We start from the raw sequence: 14,790 nt of genomic DNA on the forward strand, positions 1-14,790 counted from the left end.
CACCGAGCGCATGCGGCGCGGCAAGCCCTTCGTGATGACCAACCTCAAGACGCTGACGGGGTTGGATGAGGTGGTGGCGTTGATCGAGCGACAGGGGTTGCTACGCATGGACTAGCTCCAGCCCCTTTGCCTGAAGCAAGCCTGCGTTTGGACAGATTGCTGGCATCTGGAGGTGAAGGTCACACCGTCGTCCGTCAGAGGCAAGCCGCAGGCTTGTAGTGAGACCCAAGGCTGCTGGTGCAAGTCCAGCCCGTGCTACTGGTAAAAGTCCAGGTCAACCGTTCGCCCGCAATGGCTGCGGCGGCGCTGTTCCCGAACACCACCTCGATCTGCGCGCCACCCGCTGCCGGGAAGGTCACGGCCGGAACGCCCATGCCCGCCGGTAGCGCGCCCGCCGTGGGCGCTGCCCCGTCTGCCCCAGGCATAGCCATCAGGCTCGAGCCGGTGGCCGCGGGGTCACATTGCGTGGCGCCGGCACCCATGCCCGCAGTGCGCCCTTCGGTCAGGCAGATCTCCACCGGAACCCGAAGAGAGGCTGATTCGCCCATGACCCTGGTCGCCTGACTGCGGGCCACATACATCTGGTACATGGGCAGAGCGATGGCAGCCAGGACGCCAACGATGGCCACGACGATCATCAGCTCCAGCAATGTGAAGCCTCGCTGGGTACTGATTCCTCGACTCATCGCCACTCCTCCTTGATTCGTTGGCCCTTCGCAGCGGACTCGCGTGTCATCGCTTCAATACTCCGCCTTGCCGTGCTTGAACTCGGTGATCATGTTGAGATCGGTCACCGTTTCAAGTGGGCGCCCTGCGAGGGCACGCACTTCGTCGATCGTGACGAACCGTGTTCGGAACAACTGCTCGACGCGCTGACGCTGAGTGGCTGTAGGAGGCTCCGACTGCCGTCCCGAAGCCCGCAGGAAGTGCTCCGGGCCGACGGCGTCTTTCCGCGCGCGGAAATCGAAGTCAGCGCCATAGACGAAGTTGCCGAAGCGATACGCATGCGCGAAAACGTCGGTGGCCGTGTGGAACGCATCTGGTGAGCTGGTGGTGTTGAAAGCCATCACCGCCCCCTGATCCATGTGCTTCTTGATCAGTTGCAGCGATTCGCGCGACAGCAGCAGTGTGGAGTTGGCGCGCCAATGCCAGGTGGTGTTCATGATCACCAAGTCATATCGGTTGTGCGGATTGGCGCGCAGCCAGCGGCGCGCATCGTCGATATGAATTCGCACTCGCGGGTCAGAAAGTGCGTCTGCCTGCGGCTGGTAAGAGCCGACTGCGTCCAGATAGCCAGGATTGATCTCGATCACGTCGATTTGCTCGACTCCCGGGAAATTACGCGCCAGCGCCAACCAGGAGCCGATGGACAACCCCACCATCAACACGCGGCGGGGCTTGGGCTGAAGCGCCGACAAAAGAGCGACCCGGTGGATGCCGTTGGTATTGCGCAGCAGGTCGATGTTGGTACGTCCATCGTAGACATTGCCGCCGTACACGATGTCGTCCGATCCCTCGCCTTCGGCGATGGTGACGATGCCATGTCGGTTTTCAACAACGGTTCGCAGAGGTCCGGACGCTTTGCTGACACTGTCGATCAACGCATGAGGCTTGCCCAAGATGAGCAGCGCCAGAGCCCCGAGCCCCACCAAGCCTGCGATGCATGTCTGCAAAGCGCGCCGATGACTGGAAGAGACGCTGGCCAGCAGCACGGCGCCAATGACGGCCTGCAAACCGCTCAGAACTGCGAAGCATTGCTGCAACGTCAGCGTTTCGAGCAATACGTAGCCCGTCACCAACGGGCCCAGCGCAGCACCCATGACATTCGCCATGTAGACCGATGCGAAGCGGCGCCCCTGGCGATCGCCTCGGTGGGCGTCGGCGCCCAGATGATGTGCAATGGGAAACACATAGGCCAACAGCGCCGACGAAATGGCGATCATCACCATGTCGCTCAGCACGCTGTCGAACTGCCGTCGGATCGTCCAGCCAAACAGCAATGGCAGGGTGAGCGTCGCGACGGACGACAGCAGCAGCGCCTGCGCAGACCGCTGCCACAGTTGCTGGCCGGCGAGCCTCTTGCATGCGCCGCTGCCCACATAGGCGCCCAGGGCGATGCCCAACAGGTAGGCCGCGAGCACGAAGCCGAAGCCGGCGGGTGTCGACCTGTGCGCGAAACCATAGAGACGCACCCACAGAATCTCGATGCTCAGGCTGGCAAATCCGCAGGCAAAGGACAGCCACATGGCCTTTCGCGGATGCTTCGTCACGGCCGAACCTCCTCGCTCGAATTGGCCTGGCGGCTTGCCATCCACGCAAACGCTGCCACAAGCACATTGCCGCACACGGCCAGCGCAATGACCCGATCCAACGCCATGATCGGAAGCAGGACAAAGGGCACCAGCATCGCACCCATGGCGGCACCCAGGGTGTTGACGAAGTACAGCGTCCCTACAGACACCCCGATGTTCTCGCGACGCTCGTTGAATGCGAGCGTGAGGATCGGCAAGGTCATACCCATCAGCACCGTGGGCACACACAGCACGGCGAACGACAACGCTGCGCTCCACGAGCGGCTTTCAACCCACCCCTGCCGCAAGACCCAATCGTCCAAGGCGGGGAAAATCCATACGCTCATCGCGCCATAGACCGCGATACCCAGTTCGACGGCAATGTAGATGCGCAATCGATGGCGCGGAGCCACATCCGCCAGCCACCCGCCAAGAGCACCTCCCAGGCCGATGCCCAGCATGAACACGGATACGATGATCGTGACCGAATCGGTATCGACACCGATCACGCCATACAGCAGACGCTGCCAGGCAAGCTGGTAGATCAACGCGCAGCAGCCCGACATGAAGAAGCTGACCGAGAGGGAGGCGTCCAGAGGATGCCATGCTTGCCCGAAGGCCTGAAGGCTCAGGAAGCGAGAAGAGGAGGTGGATGACATCGGTTCAGGGTGATACCGGCTCACAACGAGCCTGCAATACGTTGACAGCTGTCTGCAAAAGCATCGGGATACCGACGCGAGGAAGTACCCTTTACAGGCGCGCGAAGCAGGCTTTCAAGTGCGTCAAGGGGGACGGATTCCAGGGTGACGCCGCTGATCTCGAGAAGAGAACTGAACATGACCGTGGTGGTGTAGGGAAGATCGCGATGCTCTTGCAGACGGAGCGGGACATATGGATTCCTCTCCCTGAACGCTTGACTCAGCCAGAAGATCACGGGCACATGGCGACTGGCCCGTGTGGCACGGACCATCACGGAACGAGGCCGGCAAGAAGTCCGATGAACATCGACACCATGGTCTGAAAAATAGGCCACAACGGAGCGCCCACCACGCGATTCCACACGCCGTATAACTTCTGCCAGAACGTGATCCGTATAGAGCACGCTGTTGTCGTAGGCGTTGTCCTCCAACTGCTCCTGAGACGCTGGCATCAGCGTTGCGGCGCCTTTTTCGCGCACGCCTGATACGGGCTGGAAATGCGCGAAGGCGCTGGGATAGCGCAATGACTGATCGAAATGGCTGCCCAGCGTGTGTAGCACGATCAACTTCGGTCCAGCCTGGGCAAGCGCCTCGTCGAGCGCAGGCAGAAGAATCTCGTCGAGGCTGCCACGAGCCGAATACGAACTTGGGTTCATGAACCGCACGTGCCGCGCTTCAGCTGCATAGATGGCAATCGAAGAATCGTGCGGTCCCATTGCAGCCTGATTGGAGAACCAATAGGTGTCATAGCCAGCTTCGGCAAAGGCCTTGACCAGCGAGGGCTGCGCATCAATATCCACCTCGCCCTTCGACGTCAGCGCAGGCCTGGGCGAAAGCGCAGCCGGCACAGCCACGCGAGTCAAGGATGCGACGCTGGCCACGTTCCCGAACGCCACCAGATCAAACGCCTTCAGGCGCGGATTGGTCTCTCTTTCATAACCCAGCAGCGACCAGCGCTGCGCGGTCGAGGACTCCCCGATCACGAGCACCACGGTTTCTGCTGCACGCGCCGGGTCGACCACATGGGCTCCAAAATGATGCTGTTCGATCTTGGATCGAATCGCTGCCATGGAGGTCCGCTCGAGGCGATAGGTCTGCATGGCGGTGATCAGGTTCACCGGATAGGCGTCCGACCACGGGGTGCTGGGGCCCGGTCGGAGATCCAATCCCGGAGCGTCGCTGGAGTGCCTTTCCACTGACCAGTCGCCCTGGCCGGCATCATTGGCCAGCGAAAAAAGCCCCGTCAACCCGATCAGGAGACCCAACGCGATCCAGCGTGATCGGCCTCGCCAACGCAATCGCCAGTGGAATGCTACCCACACCGCGCAGCCGTACAGAGCCAGCCAGCCCAATGGAAGCCAAACCAGCCATCCGAGCGTGGAGAGCAGATCGGCCAACTCGGCAGGGCTGGTTTCAAAGGCCAGGGCGACAAAGTTGGCAGATATGGATGAGCCGTAGTGCAGGCGAATCCATACCTCCAGAGGCCAAATCAATGCGAAGGGCAGCGCCAGCAGCAAGGCCACGCCCATGCGTCCCCACAGCGCCAGCCACAACAACCAGAACTGCACAGTCATGGCGGCGGTGTCCGACCACCCGAAGCTGCCACCATGCGCACGAGACCCATTCAGCGCAGTAGGCAGGCACAACATCACGACGCACAGCAAACAAAGCAGCCACACCCAGAAGCACGGCTCCCTACCACCGCTGCTCGGAGTTCCCGACGCGACAAGCCGCGCGTAGCGATCGGGCCAGAAGGGAAATGCCATTTGCTCTTCCCTAAGGAGCTGCCGGTGTTTCCACCATCAGATAGGGAACAGCCGTGTCGTCGAAGTCTTCACGCGCATGAGCGTCGAAAAATTTCGGCGCGTGATCGCCTACCAGCACAACCTGCAATCTCTGAATCGGTTGCTGCGATAACGCGGCCTTGAGAGATTGCATGAAGTCATACAGCAGCGCCGCATGCCTGCAGCGCGCATCTTGCAGCCCGAGCGGAGCACAGACTTGCTTTAACAGCAATGGGTCACTCAAATCGGATTCCCGATAGGGCGTGTGCGAGTTGAGCGTCATCCAATAGGTGAATTGACGGCCCTCCTGGCGCAGCGTCTGGACTACCTGGGAAGCAATGCTGTAGTCGCAAACACCTGGAATGCTCGAACAGCGCTTGGCATGACCAATCAACTGCTGCATGAAACTGCTGCGATCGAAGCCGATGACCGGATACCAGGCATCGCGCCGATACATCTTGCCCGAGGCGCCGTGAAAGGCTTGTGTGCGCCAGCCCTGCGCGCGCAGTCGATTCGGAAGGCATCGCTGCGCATCGGGGATGGCGTCGATGCGTAACGACGCCGGCACGAAGCCGCACAGTTCTCGCAGCTCTCCGGCTACCGTCGCCCCCTGAAACGGCAGCGTGCCCGCACGGACCTGCCAGCCGGAGGAGGCCCACAGATCTTTCCAGAACTGGTTTTCCGCCGCGCTGCGCGACAGGCCCCAGGATTCCACGACCACGACCAGCATCTTTTCCGCCGGCGCGGCACGCGCCAACATGCGCCGGACGGCCGAACCGTCTTTCGGCAGCTCGACGAACTTGCCTGCGTCAGGTGCAAAACCCTCTTCGTAGAAACTCAATCCGCTTCGCATCTGCTGGCTCGTCAGCACCCAGGAGCCCGCCAGCTTCACCCCGCGGATACCGTACAGCTTGCCTTCGGCAAGATCGAAGCCGTTGATTCGGGGCCAGGCGAGGCTCACGGCAAGAAGGACCAGAGCCCACAACAGCAGGCCTCGCCCCGTAGACGCCCGGCGCTGCAGCCTGAGGCAGAGCCAGCCCCAGAGCACCAGCCCCACCGCGCCGGCCGCGCCGGCTACGATCCAGCCCACGTTGGTGTAGGGCACGAAGCTCAGCAAGTCCAACACCTCACCATAGTTGGACGAGAGGTTGACTTGCGCGAAAACGAAAAGGAAATCGGCCATCCACGTCAGCGCCAGCCCCAGTGCGAACAGCGCCGGGCGGCCACGGCTGAGAACTGCGATCAGCAGGAACTCTGCCCAGAACCATGGTCGATAGACCTGCAGCCAGGCAGCAGCCAACAGGCCGGGGACCATGGGCAACGTCAGCGCCAGCGGCCTCGCGAGCGCGGTTGTGATCACATGCGACAGCCGAACATCGCCGGACGTGCTCATGCTCATGCAGCACCTCGAAGAAAGGCCTGCTCCAGGAATTCAAATGCCTTCAGTGGCTGCTTGGGCATATCACCCGCCCCCAGCCAGACCAGGAAGTTACCTGCCGCATCCGTGAGAAAGAGCGCCGACATGCCATACAGGTAGCCGCGCTGCACCCACACCAGCGCGTCGCCCACCCTCCGGCGCTCCAGGAAGCCGTCCTGACAGCTTTCAGGCACGCTTTCGTTGCAGCGCACGGCGGGCTCATGCATGGCACGGGCGTAATCAAGCAGCGGTCGATGGGCCGTCACCAGATCGGCCAGACCCTGTGCGTTGCCTGTCATGCCCATGGAACCACGCAACGCCCGCCAGTCGAAGTTCTCGGTGAAATCAGGGCCGCGCACTTCATGGTGCATGAAGTTGTAGGCTACGGCGGCGTCGGCGCGATACAGATAGTCGATGCCGTGGCGCGACAGGTGTAGATCACGCTCCAGTCCGTCCCACAGCGAGCTGCCGAAGCGTCGCTCGTAGGCCGCGGCCGCCAGGCAATAGCCAAGGTTGGCATAGGCATAGCGGCTGCCGGGATCGAACTGCAGCGGTGTGCGCGCCAATAGCGCCACATCGCCGGGGCACCAGGGTGTCTTGCGGTCGATGACCATCGGATCGGCCGTCCGCATGCGATCGAAGCCGGCCGAATGATTGAGGAGGTGCCGGATGCGGATCTGCGCCACGCGTGGATCCTTGTACGGGCCGGGCAGCTTCAAGTCGTCGACCAGCGCATCATCCAGCCAGGGTGTACCCCCTGTGACCTGCGGCTGCACGAGTCCCATGAAGGACACGATCTTGGAGAGGCTGGCCAGTCGGAAGCGAGTATCGGCCGTGGTGCGAGGGCTGAAGAACGGCAGGCCCCACCAGCCGTTGACGCACCCGCTGCGCTGGCCGGCCGCATCCACCAGCACGAGTTGATTGGTGGGGGAGGCAAAGCGCTTGGCGAGCCCGCCGGCCGCATCCTTCATCCAAGGCGGTGCCGAGGCATCACAACGCGTGGACCACGCGGCCAGTTGGCCCGTGACCGGATACAGCCACCGCCGCACCATGTTGCGATCCGTCTCCCATGCCATCCACGGCAGGAAGATCGCGCAGATCAGCAGCAGATAGATGGCGAGACGGCGAAGCACGGAAACTCCCTACCCTATGCCACAAAGAATGAAGCGCCCCTGAGGGCGCTTCTTTGGAGCTAGCAGTTCACCTCAAAAGGTGGCCGCAAAAGATTTAGGAACCAGCAGCAGCAGCAGAGCCCGTGCAACCGGCCGGCTTGTACTTCGTGTCAACGGTGGTGTTGCAAGTCCAGGTGCCCGTTGCGCCAGCGCGCGTCCAGGTCAGCGTTTTCGTCTTGAGAGCCACGGCGGCATTGTTGCCAAACGTCGCCACGATCGTGGATGCAGCGTCGGCTGCCTCGCCAATCGTCACGTTGAGACCCGTATAGACTGCCACCGTTCCACCCAGCAGATTGCTCTGGGTAGCACCAACGTCACAGTCGGTAGCAGCGGCAGGAGCCGTGCCCAGAGCAAGAGGAGTCGTCTTGCCGTCCAGAATGCAGGCTTCAATCGCCGTACGCAACGAGCCAGTTTCAGACATCACGCGCGAAACCTGCGACTTGGCGACGTACGTTTGGTACTGCGGAATGGCGATGGCCGCCAGAATGCCGATGATCGCCACGACGATCATCAGTTCGATCAGGGTGAAGCCCTTTTGCACATTGCGTGCGATGGAACGACGGTTCATGAGGAAGTTACTCCAGGTTGGTTTGAACGAGCCCGGGAACTCCTCCCCGGCGCGCTTCTTCTCTGCAGTCGCCGTGCCAGCCTGGGCCAGGCGCGTTTCCGGCCAAAAAGTTCACGTATCGGTTACACGTTGTGACACGATGTGTACAGCCCTGGAAAAAAGTCGCTGACAAATTTGTCAAGGCAAGCGGCAACGATGCCGGGAGTGTCATCCGCAGCACAGATGCCCGGCGATGCGGAACGGCGCAGGTCCACGGGAGCGCGCTCCGGCGCTTCGTTGACATCAAGATGATGGCGCATCATGATGCGGCCATGCGAACCACCATCGATCTGCCTGCGGACCTGCACCAGGTCGCCACCAGCCTCGCGCGCCACAACAAGCGCAGCCTGGGGCAGGTCGTGGCCGACCTGATGCGGCGCGGCCTGGAGGCGTCGGCCCCGCGCGGCGCGCAGGATCCGGCGGCGGCGTTCCGGATGGACGAGGACACGGGCCTGCCCGTCATCCTCGGCGCGAGCCGGCCCATGACGGATGACGACGTGCGCGCGCTGGAAGACGAGGCATGACGCGCCCGCAGCGCGAAGCCGCCGTGCTGCTGGACGGCAACGTGCTCGTCGCGCTGATCTATCCGCCCCACGTGCATCACCCCGCCGCAAGGCAGTGGTTTCTGCGGCAGACGGGCGCGTTCGCCTCGTGCCCCATCACGCAGGGCACGCTGGTGCGGATGCTGCTGCACTTTCAGGCCGTGCCCGGCATCGAGGACGCCATCGGCGTTCTGCGCAGCCTGGCGGGCCATCCGCGCCACCGCTTCTGGCCGGATGCGCTGGATTACCTGCGGGTGGACATGAAGGGCGTGATGGGCCACAGGCAGGTGACCGATGCCTATCTGGTGGCGCTGGCCAAGAAGAACGATGGCAGGCTGGCGACCTTCGACCAGGGGATGGCGGCGCTGCATCCGGAGACGGTCGAGCTGATCGCGTGAGCGGTGCCAGGGCCGGCGTGCCCGCTGCTGCGGGAATGCGTTCAACGATATCAACCGTTCACGCTGAACCTGTCGAAGCGCCGCGCGTGGCTTCGACAGACTCAGCCCGAACGGTCCTTGTCAATCGAACGCCCATCCGCATGAGTCAGGCGCGGCGCATCCAGGCCAGGGATTCGCGCCACGCATCTTCCATCTGCCGCAGCAACGCTGGCGCGATGGCGGCGTGCGGCTCGGCCAGGGCGCGCGCCATGGCTTCGGCGGTGCGGTCGATCACCCGGCCGGGATGATGCAGGCCGCAGACCTGGCGCCCGAAGGCTTCCAGTTCGGCGCGGGCGGGATAGCTGCGCGCAGGCGAGCGCTCGCCGCTGCGGCCGCCGCGCCAGAGCTTGAGCGCCATGGTGCGGTCCACGGTCTCGACGCCGCCGGGGCGCTCGTAGGGGTAGATGACGGTGGTCACCTGGTCGTAGACGGGGCTGGGCCAGACGCGCTCGTCGTCGTAGAGCACGGCGAAGTTCTTCAGGTGGGCGTCGCCGTTGCGCAGCAGCACGGCCAGCACGAGCTGCTCGTAGAACTGCCTCAGCGCTGCGGCAGGCTCGGTGCACACGAGGCGATAGGCGTGGGCCACGTCTTCGTAGCTGCCGATGTATTTGCGGCTGGAAAGGCGCTCGCGCACGCGCAGTTGCATGACGGCGGCGATGTCCTCGAAGCCGAGGCGGCTGCCGTCGGGGCGGATGTCGAACCGGTCGATCACGAGGAGCCGGCCGTCGGCTGAGAGATCGGCCGGCGGCACGGGTAGGCCGGCATGGCGGGCGGCGGAAAGGCAGAGCCATTCGTTGGCGCTCAGCCCGGGATAGCGCGGACCTTCGGCCTTGACGATGACGCTGGGGCCCGGCACGGCGGCCTTGTCGGCCACGGGCACCATGATCTTGGGCTGCATGCCGGCCAGGCCGGAGCCGGTGCCGAGGTAGTCGCCGACGAGCTGCTCGAACAGGGCCTCGCTGCGGCGGCCGGCCAGCAGGTCGGCGCGGGCGATGCCGGCGGGCACGGGCGGCAGGGGCTGGCCGGGCACCTGGCAGGCCACGCGGCCGATGGCACCATCGCCCATGAGGGCGAGGAGGTGCATCTTGGTGACGGGAAACTTGCCGAAGTGCGCGAGGATGCGTTCGAACAGGTAGCCCTCGGGCAGGTTCATGTCGAGCGCGGCGAAGAGGTCGCCGTCCTGGAAGGCGCGCTCGCTCACGGGCAGGCCCAGGCCGACGATGTGGCGTGCGCCGGCTTCGTAGACGAGGGTGTAGACGGAGCGTTTGCTCAGTTCGGCCTGACGCTCGCCGCCCACGAGCAGGTGCAGGTCGCGCAGTTTCTCCGGCAGGGTCATGGGTTGCCGTCGCCGGGGTCGTCGTCCTCGGAAGCGTGCAGGTGGGCGAAGGTCTGCGCGAGGTCGCTGGCACGCAGGGGGCCGGTGGGGGCGGCATCCAGCCTCAAGGCGAGCCCCAAGGGAGGCAGGATGGCCAGCAGGGAGCGCAGCGAGACGTCCTGCCCCGCCTCCAGCCGGTAGACGGGCATGCGCGACAGCCCGGCACGCTTGCCGAGTTCGGCCTGCGAGAGCTTTCTATCCCGTCGGGCCTGGCGCACGCGTTGGGCGATGTCTGCCAGCGCCAGCGGCGAATTGCTATTCATCCATAGCATTCTGCTTTCATTCTGCAGAAATGCAATGTTTTCGTAGCAATCGCGTCCACTTCGGCTTTTCATTCATGTGGGCGCGAGCTGCTCACCGCCCCAGCAGCGCAGCGGCCGCCTTCATCTGGTCATGCTCGAAGGCGGGCGCGAATTCGCTCAACTCGGCCGGCGACAGGCCAACCTCGGAATCGAGTGCCGCGCGCCGCCAGTCCGCCACCGCGGCATGCACCTCACCCAGAACGGCCAGGGCTTGCTCCGGGCTCAGCGAGAAATAGGCTGCGCGGGCCAGCAGCATCTGCACGTCGGTGATCGGACCGTCCTGCTCGGACAGCCAGGTTTTCGATTCCCGCTCCTTGTCTGGAAAGGGGTTGATGTCGAAGGCCGGGGCCAGCCGCCACAACCCGTGCCTGACATGCAGAAAGCCGTGGTTCTGCAGGTGGTCGTCCACGTTGGTGATCAGGAGGTTGAACACCAGGCGGCGCCAGAGCTGGCGCACGTCGCGGGTGGGCGATTCGCCGTGGGCGCGGATGGCGTCGGCGATCTCCGTGTAGCTGCGGTCTTCCTCGCGGGAAGCCTGCAGCAGGGATGCGGCCGACTGGTAGGGAATGCGGCCCTCGGCGCCATCGCGGTCGAAGCGGCGGATGACGGCCACCGGCGTGCCCGCCAGGGAGACGGCTCGCGCAGTCGCGGCGTCGATGCCCGCCCGCGCGGCCAGCTTCAGCGCAAGGACTTCACCGCGGGTGACGCTGCGCGTGTCGCCGACACTTGGAAACTTGCCGATGGCGAGCCAGCCGTCTTCATCCACCACGGTGCACTTGGGCCGCATGCCGCCGAGCGAAGTGCCCTTGCCTTGCAGGTAGCGCAAGTCTTCGGCCGTCTCCTGTCCGCGCTCGACGGCGCGGCTGGCCTGGTAGATGCGCTCCAGCTCGATCAGCGGGGGCGTGCTGCGCCGGCCCTCGAACGTCGTGCGGTGCCATGGTCCGTCCGGGTCCCGCAAGCGCAACGCGCCAACGCGGCTGAAATCGTCGACCGCAAGCAGGTAGTCCAGTTCGCAGAGGGCGGGCAGCCGTGGATCCGCCTTGCGCCGTCTGGCGTGGTCGCGCGCGATGACGCGCCGACCCCAGGCGTCCGGCGCTGTATCGGCAATGGCGCCGTGAAACACCGAGTCGTGCGGCGATGCCGCCTTGTGCGGCTGATGGCCCGGCAACAGTCGCAGATCGGCAGAGACATTGAAGCGTGCCTGCTGGGCCAGCCAGTCCGCGTCGTAGGCGAAGGCGCAGTGCTCGCGGCGGCCTTGCCGGGCATAGGCAAGCGAGCCGACCAGCATCCCTGCCTTGCCGATGCAGACCTGGACCTGGCGGCGAACCACTGGCGCAGCGCCGGCCATCACAGCGCCCCCGAACGGCCATCGCGCTTGCTGCTGCGCACGCGCTTGGGCACCTGCTCGTCCATCAGCATCAGGCCAATGTCGTCCTGGGGCGTGTCCAGCAGCTTCTCCAGGGCCTGGATTTCGCCGAAGACGTGCAGGGCGCGGGCGTAGAAGTGGATGGGCACCCGCATGTCGCCTTTTTCCATGCGGCGCACGGTGGACACGGATGCACCCATGCGTTCGGCCAGCGAGGCCTGGGAGATATGGCGGCGCCGGCGCGCCAGGGAGATGTCGCCGCCGAGCTTGCGGACGGCTCGCTCTACCGGCAGGGGGACGAGGGTATTCACATTAAAGTCTCCCACCAGGGCGACAACACGCGTTAAAAACTCCGTTGAGAGTGATTATAGGGTGCTGCGTTGGGGCTGCCCCTCCGCGCCGCCTCGAGGGCGATCAGAGCGTCAGCACCTCGTCCGCCCGCAGCCAATGGATGATCCGGTCGTCCTTGTGGGCCGGCCGCCGCAGCGTGGCGGTGCCGGCCAGGCGGTTGATCTGGCTCATGATCTCTTCCGTCTCGGCCGGCTTGGTGTGGGTGATGTAGATGGGGTAGTCGCTCTGGGGGGAGATGTGCGCCAGCTCGGCCGCCAGCGACGAGGGCGACAGGTGCAGGCTGCGCTGGGCCAGGGCCATCTCGCGGTCGCTGAAGGCGGTCTCGATGACGAGGGCAGCGACGTCCAGGGCGTTCACGCGCTCCCAGAAGGGGGCGTTGCGCTCGGTGTCGCCGCTGTAGACCCAGTGCCGGCCGCCGGCGGCGGGGCGCACGGCGAAGCCGCAGGCGGGCACGGTGTGCACGGCGGGCAGGACCTCGATGTCCTTCAGGCTGCGGCTGCCCAGGCGCAGGGTCTGGCCGACGGCGAAGTCGTGAAAGCTGACGAAAGGCGCTTCCTGGCTGGGGATGCGGCCGAAATCGGGCCAGATGACGTTGTTGAAGACATGGGCGCGCAGGGCCTCGATGGTGGCGCGCAGGGCGTGCACGCGCAGCGGGCCGCGGCGGCGGCTGGCCACGGCGTCGATCATCAGCGGCAGGGCGGCGACGTGGTCGAGGTGCGAATGGGTGAGCACGACGTCGTCGATGCCGGCCATTTCGTCCAGGGTGAGATCGCCCACGCCGGTGCCGGCGTCGACGAGCAGGTCGCCGTCGACCAGGAAGGAGGTGGTGCGGCACCCCTTGGCAATGGCGCCGGAGCACCCCAGTACGCGGACCTGCATGAAAGTGTGTGGACGGATGTGGCGGGGGGCGGGAAGGGGCTTCACTTGCGCTCGAAGCGGGTGGCCCCGTCCCAGTCGGTGTCGGGGGGCTGCAAGCGGATGGAGGCTAAGCGGTCAGCATAAGCCCGGTAAAGGACTTTTTTCTCATGCGCCGCGCGCAGGGGGCGCAGCAGTTCCTCGGCCTCGCTCCAGCGTCGCGCCTCGTAGGCGTGCAGCACGGCCTGCCACTGGCGCAGCTCGTCGGCCAGGGCGGGGGCAGCAGCGGCAGCGCCCGGGGCCAGGGGGGTGAAGATGCCGACGCCGCGCTCCTTGCCCTTGACCTTGACGCGGTCGAGCTCCTGCCACAAGTAAGCGCCGGCCAGTTCGCGGGTGCGCTCGCCGGCCACGATCTCGACGCCGTAGTGTTCGCCCAGGCCCTCCAGGCGCGCGGCGAGGTTGACCGCGTCGCCGATGACGGTGTAGCTGCGGCGCCGGGCGGAGCCCATGTCGCCCACGCTCATGACGCCGGTGTTCAGGCCGATGCCGACGCTGATGCCGGGCAGGCCGGCGGCGCGGTGCTCGGCGTCGAGGGCCTGCACGGCGGCGGCCATCTCCAGCGCCGCGGCCACGGCCAGCGCGGCGTGGTCGGGCTGTTCGACGGGCGCGCCCCAGAAGGCCATGACGCAGTCGCCCATGTACTTGTCGACGGTGCCGTCGTGGCGGCCGATGACTTCGGTGAGCCGGCTGAAGACGCGGTTGAGCAGGGCCTGCAGTTCGGCCGGCGCCATGTGCTCGGCCATGGAGGTGAAGCCGCGCATGTCGCAGAAGAGCACGGTGAGTTCCTTGCTCTCGGCGTGCATGCCGTAGCGGCCCGGGTTGCTCAGCATGCGGGTGACGAGCTGGGGCGGCACGTAGGTGCCGAACAGCCGGGCCAGGCCGCGCCGGGCGCGCGCCTCGACGAAGTAGCCCCAGGCCATGTTGAGGGTGAAGGCCAGGGCGATCATGGCCAGCGCCGCGGCCTGCGGCATCACCAGCCCGTGGCGCAGGTGCAGCAGGTGGCTGGCGCCGAGCACGGCGGCAGCGGCGAGCACGGCCACGGCGGCAGCAGGCAGTGCGGGCAGCAGGGTCAGGCCCACGGCCAGGCCGGCGCCCAGCAGCAGGACGAGCGCGGCCTCGTAGCCGTGCACATCGGCCGGCACGGAAAGGAAGCGCCGGTCCAACAGGCCGGAGACGACGCTGGCGTGGATCTCGACGCCGGGGTAGCCGGCGCCGACTGGCGTGGTGCGCAGGTCCTGCAGGCCGGGGGCGGAGGCGCCGACGAGCACGATGCGGCCGGCCAGTTCGCCCGGCGCCAGCCGGCCGGCCAGCACGTCGGCGGCCGAGACATAGCGGAAGGCACCACCGCGCGGGCCGGCCGCGCCGCGGTAGGGCACGAGGATGCTGGCGCTCGGGTCGACGGGCAGCGCGAGGGTGTCGCCCGCCGCCGGGGTGAGCACGAGCGATGCGAGCCGCGCGCCGGAAGCGCCGGACGACGCGAAGCGCAGCACCGGCGCCGGCGCCTGCACGGCGCGCCGGTAGACGGCCAGGGCG

At 65.6% G+C, this 14,790-nt stretch carries 15 protein-coding genes and 1 pseudogene; 3 read left to right on the forward strand and 13 right to left on the reverse strand.

Features of this window, described 5'->3' with window-relative positions:
* Positions 1-115 (forward strand): annotated as a pseudogene (locus ACIY1X_RS14155) (urease accessory protein UreG); the annotation flags it as partial.
* Positions 116-194: 79 nt separating this feature from the next.
* Here ACIY1X_RS14155 and ACIY1X_RS14160 read toward each other — a convergent pair.
* The 7 genes from ACIY1X_RS14160 to ACIY1X_RS14190 all read right to left on the reverse strand — a co-directional run bounded on the left by ACIY1X_RS14160 (position 195) and on the right by ACIY1X_RS14190 (position 7,930).
* A complete protein-coding gene (locus ACIY1X_RS14160) occupies positions 195-686 on the reverse strand; it encodes a pilin (RefSeq protein ID WP_399681447.1) in 492 nt (163 codons plus the stop codon).
* Between the two features lie 54 nt (positions 687-740).
* Complete coding sequence (locus tag ACIY1X_RS14165; RefSeq protein WP_399681449.1) at positions 741-2,270, reverse strand: hypothetical protein; 1,530 nt, start codon at positions 2,268-2,270, stop codon at positions 741-743.
* Positions 2,267-2,950, reverse strand: a complete 684-nt coding sequence (locus ACIY1X_RS14170; RefSeq protein ID WP_399681452.1) for a fused MFS/spermidine synthase — start codon at positions 2,948-2,950, stop codon at positions 2,267-2,269. The genes ACIY1X_RS14165 and ACIY1X_RS14170 overlap by 4 nt, the downstream gene beginning before the upstream one ends.
* Before the next feature lie 20 nt (positions 2,951-2,970).
* On the reverse strand, positions 2,971-4,755 hold the full coding sequence (locus ACIY1X_RS14175) for a phosphoethanolamine transferase (RefSeq protein ID WP_399681455.1): 1,785 nt from the start codon (positions 4,753-4,755) through the stop codon (positions 2,971-2,973).
* 10 nt (positions 4,756-4,765) lie between these two features.
* Positions 4,766-6,172 carry a sulfatase-like hydrolase/transferase gene (locus ACIY1X_RS14180; RefSeq protein ID WP_399681458.1) on the reverse strand — a complete coding sequence of 469 codons (1,407 nt, stop codon included), beginning with the start codon at positions 6,170-6,172 and terminating at the stop codon, positions 4,766-4,768.
* Positions 6,169-7,323: a serine hydrolase domain-containing protein gene (locus ACIY1X_RS14185; protein WP_399681460.1), complete on the reverse strand. Its 1,155-nt coding sequence runs from the start codon at positions 7,321-7,323 to the stop codon at positions 6,169-6,171. Before ACIY1X_RS14185 ends, ACIY1X_RS14180 begins: the two co-directional genes overlap by 4 nt.
* Before the next feature lie 94 nt (positions 7,324-7,417).
* The gene (locus ACIY1X_RS14190; protein WP_399681463.1) at positions 7,418-7,930 is read right to left on the reverse strand and encodes a pilin; all 513 of its coding nucleotides are present in this window, start codon (positions 7,928-7,930) and stop codon (positions 7,418-7,420) included.
* A gap of 311 nt (positions 7,931-8,241) precedes the next feature.
* Between ACIY1X_RS14190 and ACIY1X_RS14195 the strand changes: the two genes are divergently transcribed.
* Together ACIY1X_RS14195 and ACIY1X_RS14200 are read left to right on the forward strand one after the other, a co-directional pair.
* Positions 8,242-8,493 carry a hypothetical protein gene (locus ACIY1X_RS14195; protein ID WP_399681466.1) on the forward strand — a complete coding sequence of 84 codons (252 nt, stop codon included), beginning with the start codon at positions 8,242-8,244 and terminating at the stop codon, positions 8,491-8,493.
* A 23-nt stretch (positions 8,494-8,516) separates the two neighbouring features.
* Positions 8,517-8,909, forward strand: coding sequence for a TA system VapC family ribonuclease toxin (locus tag ACIY1X_RS14200; protein WP_399681469.1), 393 nt, complete (start codon positions 8,517-8,519; stop codon positions 8,907-8,909).
* A 145-nt stretch (positions 8,910-9,054) separates the two neighbouring features.
* Here ACIY1X_RS14200 and ACIY1X_RS14205 read toward each other — a convergent pair whose 3' ends face one another.
* From ACIY1X_RS14205 to ACIY1X_RS14230, 6 genes are all read right to left on the reverse strand, one after another.
* Positions 9,055-10,284: a type II toxin-antitoxin system HipA family toxin gene (locus tag ACIY1X_RS14205; protein ID WP_399681472.1), complete on the reverse strand. Its 1,230-nt coding sequence runs from the start codon at positions 10,282-10,284 to the stop codon at positions 9,055-9,057.
* The gene (locus ACIY1X_RS14210) at positions 10,281-10,586 is read right to left on the reverse strand and encodes a helix-turn-helix transcriptional regulator (RefSeq protein ID WP_169748299.1); all 306 of its coding nucleotides are present in this window, start codon (positions 10,584-10,586) and stop codon (positions 10,281-10,283) included. The genes ACIY1X_RS14205 and ACIY1X_RS14210 overlap by 4 nt, the downstream gene beginning before the upstream one ends.
* A gap of 91 nt (positions 10,587-10,677) precedes the next feature.
* Positions 10,678-11,973 (reverse strand): type II toxin-antitoxin system HipA family toxin, encoded by a 1,296-nt coding sequence (locus ACIY1X_RS14215; protein ID WP_399681475.1) that lies wholly within the window; start codon positions 11,971-11,973, stop codon positions 10,678-10,680.
* Positions 11,973-12,302: a helix-turn-helix transcriptional regulator gene (locus ACIY1X_RS14220; RefSeq protein ID WP_245610695.1), complete on the reverse strand. Its 330-nt coding sequence runs from the start codon at positions 12,300-12,302 to the stop codon at positions 11,973-11,975. The genes ACIY1X_RS14215 and ACIY1X_RS14220 overlap by 1 nt, the downstream gene beginning before the upstream one ends.
* A 103-nt stretch (positions 12,303-12,405) precedes the next feature.
* Positions 12,406-13,221 carry an MBL fold metallo-hydrolase gene (locus ACIY1X_RS14225; RefSeq protein ID WP_399681478.1) on the reverse strand — a complete coding sequence of 272 codons (816 nt, stop codon included), beginning with the start codon at positions 13,219-13,221 and terminating at the stop codon, positions 12,406-12,408.
* A gap of 41 nt (positions 13,222-13,262) precedes the next feature.
* Positions 13,263-14,790 (reverse strand): adenylate/guanylate cyclase domain-containing protein (locus ACIY1X_RS14230; RefSeq protein ID WP_399681481.1); only part of this gene is annotated, 1,528 nt, incomplete at its 5' end.

Source organism: Xenophilus sp. (genome assembly GCF_044462705.1).
GTDB classification, from domain to species: Bacteria; Pseudomonadota; Gammaproteobacteria; order Burkholderiales; family Burkholderiaceae_C; genus Xenophilus; species Xenophilus azovorans.

Bases quoted from the DNA above. Each gene is read 5' to 3' on its own strand.
- ACIY1X_RS14160 (WP_399681447.1), bottom strand. From the start codon at position 686: ATGAGTCGAGGAATCAGTACCCAGCGAGGCTTCACATTGCTGGAGCTG.
- ACIY1X_RS14170 (WP_399681452.1), bottom strand. From the start codon at position 2,950: ATGTCATCCACCTCCTCTTCTCGCTTCCTGAGCCTTCAGGCCTTCGGG.
- ACIY1X_RS14175 (WP_399681455.1), bottom strand. From the start codon at position 4,755: ATGGCATTTCCCTTCTGGCCCGATCGCTACGCGCGGCTTGTCGCGTCG.
- ACIY1X_RS14180 (WP_399681458.1), bottom strand. From the start codon at position 6,172: ATGAGCATGAGCACGTCCGGCGATGTTCGGCTGTCGCATGTGATCACA.
- ACIY1X_RS14190 (WP_399681463.1), bottom strand. From the start codon at position 7,930: ATGAACCGTCGTTCCATCGCACGCAATGTGCAAAAGGGCTTCACCCTG.
- ACIY1X_RS14195 (WP_399681466.1), top strand. From the start codon at position 8,242: ATGCGAACCACCATCGATCTGCCTGCGGACCTGCACCAGGTCGCCACC.
- ACIY1X_RS14205 (WP_399681472.1), bottom strand. From the start codon at position 10,284: ATGACCCTGCCGGAGAAACTGCGCGACCTGCACCTGCTCGTGGGCGGC.
- ACIY1X_RS14210 (WP_169748299.1), bottom strand. From the start codon at position 10,586: ATGAATAGCAATTCGCCGCTGGCGCTGGCAGACATCGCCCAACGCGTG.
- ACIY1X_RS14215 (WP_399681475.1), bottom strand. From the start codon at position 11,973: ATGGCCGGCGCTGCGCCAGTGGTTCGCCGCCAGGTCCAGGTCTGCATC.
- ACIY1X_RS14225 (WP_399681478.1), bottom strand. From the start codon at position 13,221: ATGCAGGTCCGCGTACTGGGGTGCTCCGGCGCCATTGCCAAGGGGTGC.